Source organism: Stenotrophomonas thermophila, from assembly GCF_001499715.1.
Classification (GTDB): Bacteria; Pseudomonadota; Gammaproteobacteria; order Xanthomonadales; family Xanthomonadaceae; genus Stenotrophomonas; species Stenotrophomonas hibiscicola.
The window spans coordinates 138,809-154,287 of record NZ_CVIW01000062.1 but is presented as its reverse complement, the minus strand read 5'-3'; the positions used below and the strand labels follow the sequence as shown (position 1 = coordinate 154,287).

At 69.3% G+C, this 15,479-nt stretch carries 10 protein-coding genes; 5 read left to right on the top strand and 5 right to left on the bottom strand.

Annotated features, from left to right (window positions below):
• Positions 1 to 24: 24 nt before the first annotated feature.
• Entirely contained in the window at positions 25 to 2,007 is a 1,983-nt protein-coding gene (locus BN1263_RS18475) for a M56 family metallopeptidase (protein WP_058983241.1), read from the bottom strand.
• Positions 2,008 to 2,010: 3 nt separating this feature from the next.
• Positions 2,011 to 2,397, bottom strand: coding sequence for a BlaI/MecI/CopY family transcriptional regulator (locus BN1263_RS18470; protein ID WP_019661969.1), 387 nt, complete (start codon positions 2,395 to 2,397; stop codon positions 2,011 to 2,013).
• A 189-nt stretch (positions 2,398 to 2,586) separates the two neighbouring features.
• Here BN1263_RS18470 and BN1263_RS18465 point away from each other — a divergent pair, with 189 nt between their 5' ends.
• The gene (locus BN1263_RS18465) at positions 2,587 to 3,654 is read left to right on the top strand and encodes a serine hydrolase domain-containing protein (RefSeq protein WP_058983278.1); all 1,068 of its coding nucleotides are present in this window, start codon (positions 2,587 to 2,589) and stop codon (positions 3,652 to 3,654) included.
• A gap of 30 nt (positions 3,655 to 3,684) precedes the next feature.
• Here the strand turns inward: BN1263_RS18465 and BN1263_RS18460 are convergent, their stop codons facing one another.
• Positions 3,685 to 4,791, bottom strand: coding sequence for an SDR family oxidoreductase (locus BN1263_RS18460; RefSeq protein ID WP_058983239.1), 1,107 nt, complete (start codon positions 4,789 to 4,791; stop codon positions 3,685 to 3,687).
• Positions 4,792 to 4,988: 197 nt separating this feature from the next.
• Between BN1263_RS18460 and BN1263_RS18455 the strand changes: the two genes are divergently transcribed.
• Positions 4,989 to 5,297: a putative periplasmic lipoprotein gene (locus tag BN1263_RS18455; protein WP_019661972.1), complete on the top strand. Its 309-nt coding sequence runs from the start codon at positions 4,989 to 4,991 to the stop codon at positions 5,295 to 5,297.
• Here the strand turns inward: BN1263_RS18455 and BN1263_RS18450 are convergent.
• Complete coding sequence (locus tag BN1263_RS18450) at positions 5,285 to 6,343, bottom strand: DNA topoisomerase IB (RefSeq protein ID WP_058983237.1); 1,059 nt, start codon at positions 6,341 to 6,343, stop codon at positions 5,285 to 5,287. The two genes, BN1263_RS18455 and BN1263_RS18450, sit on opposite strands and share 13 nt — an antisense overlap.
• Before the next feature lie 111 nt (positions 6,344 to 6,454).
• Here BN1263_RS18450 and BN1263_RS18445 point away from each other — a divergent pair, with 111 nt between their 5' ends.
• From BN1263_RS18445 to BN1263_RS18435, 3 genes are all read left to right on the top strand, one after another.
• Positions 6,455 to 6,844 carry an I78 family peptidase inhibitor gene (locus BN1263_RS18445; protein ID WP_058983235.1) on the top strand — a complete coding sequence of 130 codons (390 nt, stop codon included), beginning with the start codon at positions 6,455 to 6,457 and terminating at the stop codon, positions 6,842 to 6,844.
• Between the two features lie 174 nt (positions 6,845 to 7,018).
• Entirely contained in the window at positions 7,019 to 11,473 is a 4,455-nt protein-coding gene (gltB, locus tag BN1263_RS18440; protein WP_058983233.1) for a glutamate synthase large subunit, read from the top strand.
• Positions 11,474 to 11,558: 85 nt separating this feature from the next.
• Positions 11,559 to 13,004, top strand: a complete 1,446-nt coding sequence (locus tag BN1263_RS18435) for a glutamate synthase small subunit GltD family protein (RefSeq protein WP_058983231.1) — start codon at positions 11,559 to 11,561, stop codon at positions 13,002 to 13,004.
• Here the strand turns inward: BN1263_RS18435 and BN1263_RS18430 are convergent.
• Positions 12,990 to 15,398, bottom strand: coding sequence for an ATP-binding protein (locus BN1263_RS18430; RefSeq protein ID WP_058983229.1), 2,409 nt, complete (start codon positions 15,396 to 15,398; stop codon positions 12,990 to 12,992). The two genes, BN1263_RS18435 and BN1263_RS18430, sit on opposite strands and share 15 nt — an antisense overlap.
• Positions 15,399 to 15,479 lie beyond the last annotated feature (81 nt).

The window sequence follows — 15,479 nt, the reverse complement described above, 5'->3', positions numbered from 1 at the left end:
CCGGCCAGCGGCCGGCACTACCGATCAGAGTTGCTCGGCCTTGCCGCTGGCCAGTGCACGCGCGATCACCTGCTGTGCCTGCTGCGATGCCTGCGCATGCACGCGTGCCTGGCGCTCGCCCAGCGCGGCCTGCTGGCTGCCCAGTGCCGCCTGGCGGCTGGCCAGTTCAGACTGCTGGTTGGCCAGACGCCGCATGTCACGGGTGCGGCCGGACTGCGTGGCCTCGCTGCGGGCTTCCTGCATCGCACGACGTGCCTCGGCGGCGGCCTCGCGTGCAGCCTCACGCGCAACGGCCATATCGCCGGTTGCACCGCGCGCTGCCTTCGCCGCTTCCGCGGCGGCCTCACGGTTGATGTCGTGGGCGGCCATCGCATTGCGTGCAGCCTCGGCGGCAATCAGTGCGATGCGGCGCGACTCCTCGCCCTGCAGGCGGCTCATCTCACCCATCTGCCTGCCGAGTTCGCCCTGCTGGCGACCCAGCGCACTCTGCTGGCGGCCCAGTTCGCTCTGCTGGCGACCCAGCTCTGCGGCACCACTGTAGGCACGCTGCAGGCTTTGGATCAGCATCGGGTCGCGCACCACATAGCGCTTGTCGCCTTGGCGGAACCACAGCGCCGGGCCCTTGCCGAGCTGCCTGCGGGCCACCGTCACGTCGTCCATGCCGCCGTTGGCGAAAGTCGAATCACCATCGACCAGCACAAAAGCCTCCCGGGGCGACTTGCCCAGGTCCAGGCGGCCGTAGGTAGTGATGGAGCGGGCGGCCGACGCCGTGCCTTCATCGTCTTCGGCCATGCCGGTGGAATCGTCGACGTCGGCCACGTCGGCATCGTCGGGCCCGGTCGCGTCAGCAGGTTCGGCCGGGGCTGCCGGTGCGGCAGGTGCCGCTGGGGCAGCCGCGGCCGCCGGCGGTGCGGACGGTGCTTCCGGGGCCTTAGGCGGTGGCGGCGCCACGGCCTTCGGCGCGGCCGGAGGGGCGGGCGGGGCGGGCGGCACCGGCGCTGCGACCAGCCGCATCGGCGCCACGCCCACCACCACCACCGCAGCGGTCAGCGCCACCGCCAGCAGACGCGGGCAGGACCGGGGCGACTGCAGCGAAAGCAGGCGACGCTTGAGGCTGGGGGTGCTCGGTGCGGCGCTGGCCACGCCCAGATGCGGCTGCGGGGCCACGCCCAACTGCAGCAACAGGCGGCCATAGGCCTGGCGGCTGGCGCCATGTTGGCCAACCACCGCTGCATCCACCGCTTCCTCGCGCGCCTGTGCATATTCACGCACCGACAGGCGCAGCAGCGGGTGGAAGAAGAACAGGTGCTGGGCCAGTGCAGGCAGCAGGCCCCATTGCAGGTCACGCCGCTGCAGGTGCTGCAGTTCGTGGGTCAGGGCCAGGTCCAGCGCATCGCCCTGCAGGGCATTGTTGCCGGCCGGCAGCAGCAGCACCGGGCGGAACGGCCCGACCAGCTGCGGTGCGTCCACCTGCGTGCTCATCCACAACCGCGGCGCAGGACGCACGCCGTGCGCATCGGAGGCCAGCTGCAGCGCCTGTACCAGCGCCTCGTCCTCGCAGGGATAGGCCGCAGCCAGCAGTGCGCGGCAGCGGCGCCACTCACCCAAGGTGCGCAGCGCCATCAGCAGCACGCCGGATGCCCACAGCGCAGCCAGTGCAACGGCCCACCACGCCACTGCCGGCACGTCCGCTGCAGGCATCGGCATCGCGGCCAGCAACTGTGCCGAGGCCTCCGGGGCCAGCGGGTAGACCATGTCAGCGGCCACGTCGGTTGCGGTCATCGCCACCGCCTGCGGGGCCGGCAGCCAGGGCAACTGCAACGGCTGGCTCCAGAACAGGCCGAGCACGGCCTGCAGCGAGACCAGCCACCACAGGCGGCAGCGGGTGGCCGCCGACAGCGACGGCAGCACGCGGCACAGGCCGTACACCAGCGCCACCAGCAGTACGGTCTGCAGGCTGGTCCAGCCCAGCCGTTCCAGCATCGGGATCAGCATCGTGGTGTCCATGGCTCAGCCCTCGTGGCGACGCGATTGGAGTTGGGCGACCAGCGCTTCCAGCTCGGCCAGCTCGTTGTCGCTGACCTGCTGGCGCTGCGACAGGTAGGCCACGAACGGCGACACCGAGCCCTGCAGGGTGTTGTCGACGAACTGGGCCACGGCACCCTGCAGCACGCTCTGCGGGCCACGGGTGGCCTGGTAGCGGTAGACGCCGTCCTGCTGCCGGCGCTGAAGATACCCCTTCGCCCGCAGCCGCTCCATCATCGTCAGCACGGTGGAACGGGCCAGGCCTCGGGCCTCTCCATATCCACTGGCGACCTCGCCGACGCTGGCCGGCGCATGTTCATCGATGTACTGCAGCAGGGCCAGCTCCTGGTCCCCGATGGTCTTGCCACGCATGACACCACTCCCTTGACTACACGTGTCGCCACTGTCAGCTTGACGACAGCTGTAGTCAACCCCCCGCAAGTCATGGGCCGACGAACGGTAGCGGCGCCGAGCACTTAAACCTTTGGCGCGCTGTCCGCATCCGATCCGCAACGCCCGCTGGAATTCCGCATGTTCCGTCCAATGCTCCGAGTCGTGCTCATGCTCATCAGTGCCCTGCCCTTCACCGCCGTCTCTGCCAGCCAGGACCATGCCAACGACCAGACCCGCCGCCTGATCCGCCAGATCATGATGCAGCAGCGCATCCCCGGGCTGCAGGTCGCGGTGGTCAAGGACGGGCAGATCGTGCTGTCTGAAGCCTACGGCCTGGCCAACGTCGAGAACGGCGTGCTTGCCTCGCGCCACACCCGCTTCCCGCTCAACTCGGCCACCAAGGCGTTCACCGGCGTAGCCGCCGCGCAGCTGGCTCAGCAGGGGCAGCTGGATCTGGACGCGCCGGCCTCACGTTACCTGGATGATCTTCCACCAGCGTGGAGAGACGTACGCGTACACCAGCTGCTGGCGCATACCTCCGGCCTTCCGGACATCCTTGATGCGAACGGGCTGTTGGGCGGTGGTTCCGAAGCACAGGCATGGGCGGCGGTGACGACCCGGCCACTCGAAGCAGCGCCCGGGCAGCGCTTCGCCTACAACCAGACCAACTACGTTCTTCTGGCACGGATCATCGCGAAGCAATCCGGCATGCCCTACGAACGTTTCCTCGCCACCGGCCAGTTCAGCAGCGCGCGCATGGCACGCACCACCTTCGGCGACAGCTACGACCTGATTCCGGATGCGGCGACGATGTACAGCCTGGCCCCGCGTGCCACCGACGCGGCCGATGCACCGCCGCGCCTGTCGCACTGGTTCTACGACATACCGCCTTCGCTGTGGGCAGGTGGCGGCATCCTCACCACCGCCGACGACACCGCGCGCTGGCTGGCGGCGCTGACCGAAGGCCGCCTGCTGCCGGAGGCGGCCCTGCGGCGGATGTGGAGCGCAGAGCGCTTGGCGGATGGCCGTGCCGGCCCGTGGGCGGGGGGCTGGCCGGTACTGCGCGCATCGCCCGACCTGCAGGTGGCAGGTATCGGCGGTGCGCGTGCGGCGTTCGTGGTCTATCCCGAGCGCGGCGTGGCGGTGGTGGTGCTGACCAACCTGGTCGGTGCCAATCCACAGCAGTTCATTCCACGCATTGCCGATTTCTATGCGCCTGCGGTGACCGCGCCTTGAGGCTGCCGGCCAGCGGCCGGCAGCCCCGTCTCACCCCCGTGGACCGCCCATCACCGGCAGGATCACCCCGCTGATGTAACTGGCACAGGCCGGAGAGGCCAGGAACACGTAGGCCGGTGACAGTTCCTCCGGCTGTGCGGGCCGGCCCATGTCGCTGTCCTTGCCGAACTGGGCGACGTCCTCGGCCTGCTTGTCGGCCGGGTTCAGCGGCGTCCACACCGGCCCCGGCGCCACGCAGTTCACCCGGATGCCACGTGGCAGCAGCTGGCTGGCCAGCGACTTGGTGAACGCATGGATCGCGCCCTTGGTGGCCGAGTAGTCGATCAGCGCCTTGCTGCCGAAGATGCCCGTTTCCGAACCGGTGTTGATGATGCTGGCGCCCTCGCCCAGATGCGGCAGCACCGCGCGCGCCATCTGGATGTAACCGCCGATGTTGGTCTGCAGGGTCTCCTGCAGGTGCGCGTCTTCCAGGTCTTCCAGCCGCTCGCAGTGCAGCTGGAACGCGGCGTTGTTGACCAGGATGTCGATGCCGCCGAACGCCTTGGCCACCTGCTTCACCGCTTTCTCGCAGAAGCGCGGATCGCGCACGTCACCGGCGATCACCACGCAGCGACCGCCTTCGCGCTCCACGTGCTGGCGGGTGATGTCCGCGTCCTCGGCCTCGTCCAGGTGCAGCACGGCCACGTCCGCGCCTTCGCGTGCGAACAGCACCGCCACCGCACGGCCAATGCCGGAGTCGCCACCGGTGACGATCGCACGCATGCCCTGCAGCTTGCCGCTGCCCGCGTAGTCGGGTGCAAGGAAGCGGGGCGCCAGCTCCAGTTCGTGCTCATGCCCGGGCTTGGCCAGCTGCTGCGCCGGCATCGCCTCCGGCTGGCGCCGTGCGCCGGCCTGGGTCGCGGTCTTCTTCGTGGCCTTGCTGGCCGCCCGGGCGTCCTTGGCCTTCTCCTGGTCCTGCAGGCGCCGCTGCCGGGCCGCGACGCGTGCTGCCCGCGGATCGCTGGCGGCCGCCTTGCGGGTCGCGGTCTTCACTACTCGCGGGCGATCGGGGTCGGCGACCGCCTTGGCCGGGGTGCTGCCTTTACGCACTTTCGGCGATGCCTTTCGGCGGGCGGGTGTCTTCTTGGTGGTGGCCATGCAGGTCTCCTCGGGAGGGAACGGGGCTGCCGGCCAGCGGCCGACACTACCGGGGGGGCGGCGCGCGCCGCACCTGCAGTCTCTCTACGCACGCTGTTGGCGGCAGTGAGCGCGCCGTGTCCACGATGTGCACGGCATTCATTCCGCCACCACGTGCGCCGTCGCACCCTGCACGCAACCACACAGGGAACGCCTCCATGAAACATGCCATCGCCACCGCCGCCGTCTGCTTTGCCCTCGCCGCCTGCAGCAGCACACCGATGGCCCAGGTGCAGCCGATCGACGGCGTGATTTCCGGCCAGTGCCACAGCGACAGGGTGCGCGGCGCGGTGGGCCTGGCCGCCTCGGACGCCACTGTGGCCCGTGCACGCGTGGACAGCGACAGCCTGCACGTGCGGGTCCTGCGCCACGACGGCCCGCGGGTGCCACCGGCCAGCGAAGGCGGCGACCGCCTGACCATCGAGAAGGGCCGCACCAACAATATCGTCGCGATCTACTGCGGCTGACGACTGCGGCTGAGCCGGCGTGCCCTGCGCAGCACGCGCAGGGTGGCCTGCTCCCACTGGCGCGGCCCGCGCAGGCCGGCCAGCTTGGCCAGTTCACCGCGCTCCCAGCCGACGAACACGCACGGGTCGATATAGGCCTTGCGGCACACCGCCGGCGTGTTGCCCAACCGGGCCGCCACCTGGCACACCACGCTGCGCTGTGCCTGCGCCAGCGCACGCCGGCTGGCCGGTTCCGGCAGCTCGGTGGCAGCAAACGCCTGCACCGCCGCGACGGTCCCGCCCCAGGTGCGGAAATCCTTGGCAGTGAAGTCCTCGCCCATCACCTCGCGCAGGTAGTCGTTCACCGCACCGGAGTCGACCGGCTGCAGCGCACCGTCGTCATCGCGGTACTGGAACAACGCCTGCCCCGGCAGCTGCTGCAGGCGCCGCACCAGCAGCCCCAGCCTGCGGTCGCCCACGGTCACCTCCTGCAGCTGCCCGGACTTGCCGCGGAAACGCATGCGCACCCGGCCGCCACGCAGCAGCTCCAGATGACGGTTACGCAGTGTGGTCAGTCCGAATGACCGGTTCTGCTGCGCATAGGTCTCATTGCCGACCCGCACCAGGGTGTCGGCCAGCAACGCGACCACCATGGCCAGCACTTTTTCCTTAGGGAAACCCGGCCGTTTCAGATCCCGCGACAACCGCCGCCGCAGCGTGGGCAAGGCCTCGCCAAAGGCGATGATGCGGTCGAACTTGCCGGCGTCGCGCTCCTTCGCCCAGTCGGGGTGGTAACGGTACTGCTTGCGCCCGCGCGCATCGCGGCCTGTGGCCTGCAGGTGGCCGTTGGCGTGGGCGCAGATCCACACCGCGGTGTAGGCCGGTGGAATCGCCAGTGCGCGGACGCGTTGCAGGGTGGTGGCGTCGCGTATCGCGTGGCCATCAGCATCGCGGTAACTGAAACCTTTTCCGGCGCGGCGCCGGCTGATGCCCGGCTGGGTGTCGTCGACATAGCGCAGGCCGGCCGCGCGCGCGGCCTGTCGTTCGGGAGTGGAGGCGGTCGGCATGCCAGTAGTGTCGCGGTCGCCGTGCCGCGATCCTGTCGATAACACAAGACAAACACGTGAGGGCCGGTTCGCCGCTATGCTCGGGTCTTCACAACCCCTTCCGGAGTCATGATGTCGTTCCCGATTCGCGCCCGTTCGCTCTCCGCCCTGCTGCTGCCGGCCGTGCTGGCCTTGACCGCCTGCCAGGCACCGGCGCTGGATGAACAGGATTCGGCCACGGCCCACGCCCAGCAGGCGGCCGAAGCCGCCAAGGCACCGGCCGACGAAGCCGGCAAGGCCATCGAGGCGCCGCCGGTCGGCACCTGCGATGCCAGCCAGGTGCAGAGCCTGGTCGGCCAGGCCTACACCGATGCGCTGGGCAAGCAGGCGCAGGAAGATGCAGGCGCCAGCCAGGTACGCGTGCTCAAGCCCAATGATGTGGCCACGATGGAGTTCCTCGGCGACCGCCTGAACATCGAAGTGGACGCCAAGGGCGCCATCAGCGGCGTGCGCTGCGGCTGAGTCCCGCCCCGCGCCGGCACTGGGTTGCCGGCGCGTTCTGTTGCACCTGCAACCGTGTATTGCGGCGTTGCAGCAACCTGTGATCTAGTCGAGGCATCCGGTGGCCTCACGATGCGCTCCAGGGAATGAGCGGGGACGAGTGTCGCCGCCAACCCTATACGCATCGAGGTAGAGATGGCCCCCCGCAACCGCCAAGGGCTTTACGACCCGCGCTCCGAGCGCGATGCCTGTGGATTTGGCATGGTCGCCCAGCTCGACGATCAACCATCGCGCCTGTTGGTTGATACCGCCATCGCCGCGCTTTCGCGCATGACCCACCGTGGCGGTGTTGCCGCCGATGGCCTGACCGGTGATGGCTGCGGCCTGCTGCTGCGCCGCCCCGATGCGTTCCTGAAACTGCTGGCCAGCGAAGCCGGCATCGCCACCGCCGCGCGTTTCGCCGCCGGCCTGGTATTCCTGCCGCGCGACGCCGACGCGGCGCAGGCCTGCCGCGCGCAGCTGCAGGCGCAGGTGGAAGCGGTGGGCTGCAAGGTCGCTGGCTGGCGCGAGGTACCGACCGACGACAGCGTCTGCGGCCAACTGGCGCGCGACACGCTGCCGCGCATCGAGCAGGTGTTCGTCGATGCGGGGGTTGGCCAGGATGATGCCGGCTTCGCGCTGGCGTTGTTCCTGGCCCGCCGCCGCAGCGAACAGCAGCTGCGCGATCACGCCGACTTCTACGTCACCACCCTCACCCCGGATGCGATCAGCTACAAGGGCATGGTGCTGCCGGACAAGCTCAGCCGCTTCTTCCCGGACCTGCAGCGCCGCGAGCTGGCCTCCAGCGCGATCGTGTTCCACCAGCGCTTCTCGACCAACACGCTGCCGCGCTGGCCGCTCGCCCATCCGTTCCGCATGCTCGCCCACAACGGCGAGATCAACACCATCGAGGGCAATCGTCGCTGGGCGCAGGCGCGCAGCAAGGTGTGGAAGACGCCGCGCTTCGATATTGGTGAATTCGACCCGGTCATCTCCATGCACGGTTCGGATTCGCAGAGCCTGGACAACATGCTGGAGCTGATGGTCGCCGGTGGCATGGAGTTGATCCAGGCGCTGCGCATCCTGGTGCCGCCTGCCACGCAGTCGCTGGAATTCAAGGATCCGGACCTGGCGGCCTTCTACGAGTTCCACGGCCTCAACAGCGAGCCGTGGGACGGCCCGGCCGGCATCGTCGCCTGCGACAGCCGCTATGCGGTGTGTACGCTGGACCGCAACGGCCTGCGACCGGCGCGCTGGATGCTCACCGCCGACCGCCACTTCCTGGTCGCCTCCGAAGCCGGCGTGTGGGAAGTGCCGACCGAGCGCGTGGTGCGCAAGGGCAAGCTCGGCCCCGGCGAGATGATCGCGATCGACCTCAAGCGCGGCGACCTGCTCGACTCCGATGCGGTGGACCGCATCAACCGTGGCCGTGCGCCGTACAAGCAGTGGCTGCAGCAGGGCGTGACCTACCTGCAGACCGAACTGATCGACCCCTCGCTGGTGGAAGAACCCTTCGACGAAGGCACCCTGCGCAGCTACCACAAGCTGTACCAGCTCAGCAGCGAGGAAGTGGAACAGGTGCTGCGGCCGCTGGCCGAGACCGAGCAGGAAGCCACCGGCTCGATGGGCGACGACACGCCGATGGCGGTGCTGAGCCAGCGCAGCCGACCGCTGTACGACTATTTCCGCCAGGCCTTCGCGCAGGTCACCAACCCGCCGATCGACCCGCTGCGCGAGGACTGCGCGATGTCCCTGTCCACCCAGCTCGGCAGGGAAACCAACATCTTCCATGCCGGCCCGGAGACGGTGAACCACGTCATCCTCAATTCGCCGGTACTGAGCCAGCGCAAGCTGCGCCAGCTGTTGAAGATGGACCAGTACGTGCAGGCCAACCGCCTGCTCGACCTTTCCTACAGCGAAGACGAAGGCCTGCGCGCCGGCATCGAACGCATCTGCAGCGAAGCGGAACAGGCCGCGCGCGATGGCATGGTGATGCTGCTGCTGTCCGACCGCTACCCGGTGGCCGGGCGGCCGATGGTGCATGCGCTGCTGGCCACCAGTGCCATCCACCACCACCTGTCTCGGCTGGGCCTGCGCTGCGACGTGAACCTCATCGTCGAGACCGGCACTGCACGTGACCCGCACCACATGGCCTGCCTGCTCGGTTTCGGTGCCACGGCGGTTTACCCGTACCTGGCCTACCAGACCCTGTTCGACCTGGGCCGTCGCGGCATCCTCAAGCTCAGCAAGGGCGGCGAGCAATCGCAGATCGGCCGCCGCTACCGCAAGGGTATCTACAAGGGCCTGTCGAAGATCATCTCGAAGATGGGCATCTGTACGGTGGCCAGCTACCGCGGCGCGCAGCTGTTCGAGATCATCGGCCTGGAACCGGAAGTGGTGGACCTGTGCTTCCCCGATACCGCCTCGCGCATCGGCGGCGCCGGCTTTGCCCGCCTGGATGCCGACGCGCGCGAACTGTGCGCGCAGGCCTGGGACGCGCAGCAGGGCGTGGATGTCGGCGGCCTGCTGAAGTACGTGCACGGCGGCGAATACCACATGTACAACCCGGACGTGGTGACCACCCTGCAGCGCGCGGCGCGCAGCGGTGACCCGCGTGCGTGGCAGCAGTACTGCGATGCGGTGCATGCGCGCCCGCCATCGGCGCTGCGTGACCTGCTGGAGCTGGTGCCGGCGGCCGCGCCCGTGCCGCTGGACGAGGTGGCTCCAGCCAGTACCCTGTTCCCGCGCTTCGATACTGCGGCGATCAGCCTGGGCGCACTGTCGCCGGAAGCACATGAAGCATTGGCCATCGCCATGAACCGCCTCGGCGGCCGCAGCAATTCCGGCGAAGGCGGTGAGGATCCCGCCCGCTATGGCACCGCGAAGCGCAGCAAGATCAAGCAGGTCGCCTCGGGCCGCTTCGGCGTTACCGCCGAGTACCTGGTCAATGCCGAAGTGCTGCAGATCAAGGTCGCGCAGGGCGCCAAGCCCGGCGAGGGCGGCCAGCTGCCCGGCCACAAGGTCAACGAACTGATCGCACGTCTGCGCTACGCGCGGCCGGGCATCGGCCTGATCTCGCCGCCGCCGCACCACGACATCTATTCGATCGAAGACCTGGCGCAGCTGATCTACGACCTCAAGCAGCTCAACCCGACCGCGCTGGTATCGGTGAAGCTGGTCAGCCATGCCGGCGTTGGTACCATCGCCGCCGGTGTGGTCAAGGCCGGTGCGGACCTGATCACCATCTCCGGCCATGACGGTGGCACCGGTGCGTCGCCGGTCAGCTCGATCCGCTATGCCGGCGTGCCGTGGGAGCTGGGCGTGGCCGAAGCGCACCAGGCGCTGCTGGCCAACGACCTGCGCGGGCGCACCCTGCTGCAGACCGATGGCGGCCTGAAGACCGGCCTGGACGTGGTCAAGGCTGCGCTGCTGGGGGCGGACAGCTTCGGCTTCGGCACAGCGCCGATGATCGTGCTGGGCTGCAAGTACCTGCGCATCTGCCACCTCAACAACTGCGCCACCGGCGTGGCCACCCAGGACGAGCGCCTGCGCGAGAACCACTTCACCGGCCAGCCGGAGCGCGTGGAGAATTTCTTCCGCCTGCTGGCCGAAGAAGTGCGTGGCTGGCTGTCCTACCTGGGCGCGCGTTCGCTGGAAGAGATCGTCGGCCGCACCGACCTGCTGCGGCAGATCGAGGCCGCGCCGCGTGACGGCGTGCGCGTGGACCTGTCGCGCCTGCTGGCCGATGCCCGTTACGAGGGCAGCCACTGCGCCGCCCAGCGCCTGTACGAGTCGCCGGACAGCCTGGCCACGCAGATGGACGGCCTGCTTGCCTCCGCCATTGAACACAAGCGCGGCGGCGAGCATCGCTTCCTGATCCACAACACCGACCGCAGCATCGGCACCCGCCTGGCCGGCGCGGTGGCGCGTGCGCACGGCAACCAGGGCATGGCCGAGGCACCGCTGGAACTGCGCTTTCGCGGCAGCGCCGGGCAGAGCTTCGGCGCGTTCAACGTGGGTGGCCTGCACCTGGAGGTGGAAGGCGAAGCCAACGACTACGTCGGCAAGGGCATGGCCGGTGGCCGCCTGGTGGTGCGACCGCCGCGCGGTGCCCGCTTCGAGGCACGCAGCACCGCCATCATCGGCAACACCTGCCTGTACGGCGCCACCGGCGGCGAGCTGTTCGCCGCGGGCAGGGCGGGCGAGCGCTTCGCGGTACGCAACTCCGGCGCGCTGGCGGTAGTGGAGGGTGCCGGCGACCACTGCTGCGAGTACATGACCGATGGCGTGGTACTGGTGCTGGGCAAGGTCGGGCTGAACTTCGGTGCCGGTTTCACCGGCGGCCTGGCCTACGTGCTGGACGTCGATCGCGATTTCGTCGACCGCTACAACCACGAGCTGATCGACATCCATCGCGTGTCCGCCGAGGGCTTCGAGAACTATCGCCAGCACCTGCACCGCCTGATCGGCCGCCACCGCGAGCTGACCGGCAGCATCTGGGCGCAGCAGATCCTGGACGAGTTCCGCGATTACATCGGCAAGTTCTGGCTGGTCAAACCGAAGGCCGCCAGCATCGAGTCGCTGACCGAAACCCTGCGACGCGCCGCGTAACGGTAGTGCCGGCCGTTGGCCGGCATCCCAGGATCACGTAGTGCCGGCCGCTGGCCGGCATCCGGAAAACACCACAGAGCCCGCCATGAGCCGCAAGCACGCTTTCCAGTTCCTCGACCTGCCCCGCACCATGCCGCAGCGCATTCCGGTGGAACTGCGCACCTCCGGCGACTGGGGTGAGCTGTACGGCAGGTTCGGCAAGGAAGACGCGCAGTACCAGGCCGGCCGCTGCCTGGACTGCGGCAACCCGTACTGCAGCTGGAAGTGCCCGGTGCACAACGCCATTCCGCAGTGGCTTCAGCTGGTGCAGGAGAACCGCATCCACGAGGCGGCCACGCTGTGCCACAGCACCAACCCGCTGCCGGAAGTGTGCGGCCGGGTGTGCCCGCAGGACCGGCTGTGCGAAGGCAGCTGCACGCTGGAGGAGTTCGGTGCGGTCACCATCGGCGCGGTGGAGAAGTACATCGTCGATACCGCATTGGCCAGTGGCTGGCGCCCGGATCTGGCCGCGGTGCAGCCGACCGGCCACAGCGTGGCGGTGATCGGCGCCGGTCCGGCGGGGCTGGCCTGTGCCGACCGCCTGGCTCGCGCCGGCATTGCCGCCGTGGTCTATGACCGCTACGAGCAGATCGGCGGCCTGCTGCAGTTCGGCATCCCCAGCTTCAAGCTGGACAAGGACGTGATCCGTCGCCGCCGCGACGTGCTGGAGGGCATGGGGGTGCAGTTCCGCCTCGGCGTGGAGATCGGCCGCGACATCAGCCTGCAGCAGCTGCTGGATACCCACGATGCGGTGTTCGTCGGCACCGGCGCCTACCGCTACACCGATGGCGGCCTCGACGGCCAGGACCTGAAAGGCGTGCTGCCGGCGTTGCCGTTCCTGGTGCAGAACAGCCGCATCGTCGGTGGTGATGATCCGAAGGGCCGGCCGATTGCCGGCTGGGAAGACACCATCGCCCTGCCCGATCTCAACGGCAAGCGCGTGGTGGTGCTCGGCGGTGGCGATACCGGCATGGACTGCGTGCGCAGCGCGATACGGCTGGGCGCGGCCAAGGTCACCTGCGCCTACCGCCGCGACGAAGCAAACATGCCCGGCAGCGCGCGCGAGGTCGCCAATGCACGCGAGGAAGGTGTGCGCTTCCTGTTCAACCGGCAGCCGCTGTCGATCGAAGCCGGCGCCGATGACGAAGTAATCGGCGTAACCGTGGTCGAGACCCGGTTGGGTGAGCCGGATGCGAACGGCCGCCAGAACGCGGTGCCGATCGATGGCAGCGAATCGCTGCTGGAGGCCGACGTGGTGATCATCGCCTTCGGCTTCTCGCCGACCGTTCCGGCATGGCTGGCCGCGCACGGCGTGGAAGGCCGGTCCAACGGCCGTATCGTGGCCGGAGGCAAGGATCGCCTGCCGTTCCAGACCGCGCATCCGCGCCTGTTCGCCGGTGGTGATGCGGTACGCGGTGCCGACCTGGTGGTGACCGCCGTGGCCGAGGGCCGCGATGCCGCCGCCAGCATCGTCCGGCTACTGGCCCACTGAGTCCGGCGCCAGCAGTACCGCCAGCAGCGCCCGCAGCACGTGCGGCTCCACCGGCTTGGCCAGGAAGTGGTCGATGCCAGCCGCGCGACAGGCTTCGCGGGTGCTTTCCATCACGCTGGCCGTGAGCGCGATGATCGGCACCTGCGCACGTGCCGGGCAGGCATCAGCGCGGATCGCCCGCGCCAGTGCGAAGCCGTCCATGCCCGGCATGTGGCAGTCAGTGATCACCAGCTCGAACGGCTGCGCCTGCCATGCTTCAAGCGCCGACTGCCCATCGGTACAGGCGTGGACCCGCAGCCCCAGCGCGCACAGGCGCTGCTCCAGCAGCTGCAGGTTGGTAGGATGGTCTTCAACCACCAGTACGCACGCCGCCGGCAATGGATGCTCATCCGCTGATGCCGCCGAAGGTGCGGCCATGGGTGCCTCGCAGGCCTCCAGGTCCAGATCCATCCATACCGTGGTGCCCTCCCCAGGGGAGCTGCGCAGCTGCAGCTCCGCCCCCATCGAGGTTGCCAGCTCGCGGCAGATCGCCAGGCCCAGCCCACTGCCGCCGAAGCGCCGCGTGGTCGAGCGCTCCGCCTGGGCATAGGCGGCGAACACCGCCTGCTGTCGTTCCTCGCTGATGCCCACGCCGCTGTCGCTTACCTGCAGGCGCAGCCGCTGCCCGCGGGCATGCTGCTGCAGTACCTGCAACCGCAGTTCCACGTGGCCGTGCCGGGTGAACTTCAGTGCGTTACCGGCCAGGTTGAACAGGATCTGGCGCAGGCGCAGGCCATCGGCCAGCGATCCCGGCTGCATCTCCGGATCAAGCACCACCTGCAGGTGCAGGCCGCGGCTGGCGGCCACCGGCATCAGCAGCTGCTGCACCGCGCGCACCAGTGCCGCCAGATCGGTGGGCCGCAACTGCAGCGGTGCGCCCTGCAGGCGCTGGCTGTGCAGTACATCGTCGAGGATCTGCCGCAGCATCCGCGCCGCATCATCCACCGTGGCCAGCACCTGCTGCTGGCGTGGCTCCAGCCTGCTGCCCGCCAGCCGTTCGAGCATGCCCAGCAGCGTGCTCATCGGCGTGCGGATCTCATGGCTCATCGTGGCCAGGAAGTGCGCCTTGGCCTGTGCCACCTGCTCGGCCTCGCGGCGCGCGTCGGCCAGCGCGCGGGTACGTGACTGCACCTCGCTGACGTCGATCCAGTAGCCGCTCCACTCGACGTCGCTGTCGTCGCAGGGCAACGGCCGCCCATGCGAACGCACCCATCGCCAGCCCTGTGGTGAACGGGTGCGGAAAGTGACGTCGATCGGGCCACGCGCCAATGCAGCCGTCTCGATACAGGCCATCACCTTGCTGCGGTCTTCAGGGTGGACCGCGGCCAACAGCCGCTGGTGATCGATGCGCGCGGTCTCCACGCTGATTCCGAACAGGGACTGCACGTCGCCGGCGATCTGCGGAAAGCTGTAGTGACCGCACGCCGACCGACGCGCCTGGTAGACCACCGCCGGCAGGTTCGCAGTCACCTCCTGCAGGCGCTGCTCCACGACTCGGCGGCGCACGCTTTCGCGATGCACCCGCCAGTAACCGTAGGCATGTACCAGCGCCAGGGCGAGCAGGATCAACGAGGCCGGCACCAGCCAGCGCAGGGGCGACGATGACGGGGAATTACGCGGCCGGTCCGGCAGCCAGTCCGCGCGGATCTGTTCGCGCTCGGTATCGGTCAGCTGCGACAGCGCGTGCTCGAAGCCGACGATGACATCGGCGCAGGCGGGCGTGGTCGCCAGCACCAGGGCATCATCGAAACCGGCCGGCGCAGCGATCAGCAGTGCATCGCCCTGGTAGCGGCGCAACGCGGCCTCGACGTCGCCGAGGTTGGCGACGACCGCATCGATCAATCCGGTGCCCAGCAGCGGGAGCGCATCGTCCAGCGCTGCCGGTGGCAGCAGCTGTGCACCCGCTGCCTGCTCGGCCAGCAGCCCCTGCAGCGGCATCCGGCTGGGGCTGGCCACGGTTCGTCCACGCAGATCTTCCAGGCCCAGCACCGGCGGCGTACCCTCCCGGCGGACGATCACCTGTGGCAGCTGCAGGTAGGGCGTGCTGGCCACCCACCCGGCGGGCAGCTGCGAGCGTGGCCACCCCAGCAGCGCCTGGGTGCCGGCCGGCAGCTCATCCCGGTCCACGCTGGCGGCCGGCACGGGCAGCAGCTGCAGTGGCCGTTGCCGGCCCAACAGCTCCAGGTACACCGCGCCGAGCCCCCGTGCCTCACCCTGTTCGCTGGACGACAAGGGTGCGCGGTCGGAAGGCCAGGCGATGCGCAGCGGTGTCCTGCAGCCCGTGGCGGAGGCCGTGGCAGCCAGCAGCAGGCTGGCCATGACAGCAATGGCTGCCGGGAAGCCGGCGACATTCACGGTAGGCATCCTCATCTCGCGGGCGGAAGGAACGGCCGCGCTGCGGTACCGCTGCCTGCCACGCTATCGACGTGCGGACCG